At 48.1% G+C, this 759-nt stretch carries 6 tRNA genes; all 6 read right to left on the reverse strand.

The features are described from left to right. Nucleotides 1–171: 171 nt before the first annotated feature. Nucleotides 172–247, reverse strand: a tRNA-Ala gene (locus tag M3206_RS18690). 23 nt (nt 248–270) lie between these two features. After that, nucleotides 271–347: transfer RNA gene (locus M3206_RS18695), tRNA-Pro, on the reverse strand. 9 nt (nt 348–356) lie between these two features. Continuing rightward, a tRNA-Arg gene (locus tag M3206_RS18700) sits at nt 357–433 on the reverse strand. Nucleotides 434–440: 7 nt separating this feature from the next. Then, nucleotides 441–529 (reverse strand) — tRNA-Leu (locus M3206_RS18705). A gap of 10 nt (nt 530–539) precedes the next feature. Beyond that, a tRNA-Gly gene (locus M3206_RS18710) sits at nt 540–614 on the reverse strand. A gap of 27 nt (nt 615–641) precedes the next feature. Further along, nucleotides 642–725: transfer RNA gene (locus M3206_RS18715), tRNA-Leu, on the reverse strand. Nucleotides 726–759: the final 34 nt, after the last annotated feature.

Raw genomic sequence — 759 nt, forward strand, 5'->3', positions numbered from 1 at the left:
GCCGCCAGCGTTCATCCTGAGCCAGGATCAAACTCTCCATAAAAGTGTTTGACTTGCTCTAATTTCTTACTGACGGAATTCATTCTTAATTCCTTACCTTTGCTTTTGTTCAGTTTTCAAAGAACTTTTTTGCAATAAAAAAGAAAATGTCAGAAACATTTTCTGAAAAAATGGTGGAGCTTAGCGGGATCGAACCGCTGACCTCCTGCGTGCAAGGCAGGCGCTCTCCCAGCTGAGCTAAAGCCCCAAATATAACTTATATAGTTATGATGGTCGGGAAGACAGGATTTGAACCTGCGACCCCCTGGTCCCAAACCAGGTGCTCTACCAAGCTGAGCCACTTCCCGTAAAAAATATGGCGCGCCCTGAGAGATTCGAACTCCCGACCTTTTGATTCGTAGTCAAACACTCTATCCAGCTGAGCTAAGGGCGCATGTATGTGGTGCCGAGGACCGGAATCGAACCGGTACGGTAGTCACCTACCGCAGGATTTTAAGTCCTGTGCGTCTGCCAGTTCCGCCACCCCGGCACATACAATCTGGAGCGGAAGACGGGATTCGAACCCGCGACCCCAACCTTGGCAAGGTTGTATTCTACCACTGAACTACTTCCGCAAATTATTAAGCTTGTAAAAATTAATATGGTGCGGGTGAAGGGACTCGAACCCCCACGTCAAAGACACTAGATCCTAAGTCTAGCGCGTCTGCCAATTCCGCCACACCCGCATATTAATTTGAAAATGGTGAGCCATGAAGGACT

The sequence above is a fragment of the Fictibacillus phosphorivorans genome, from assembly GCF_023715845.1.
In the GTDB taxonomy this organism is placed as follows: Bacteria; Bacillota; Bacilli; order Bacillales; family Fictibacillaceae; genus Fictibacillus; species Fictibacillus phosphorivorans_D.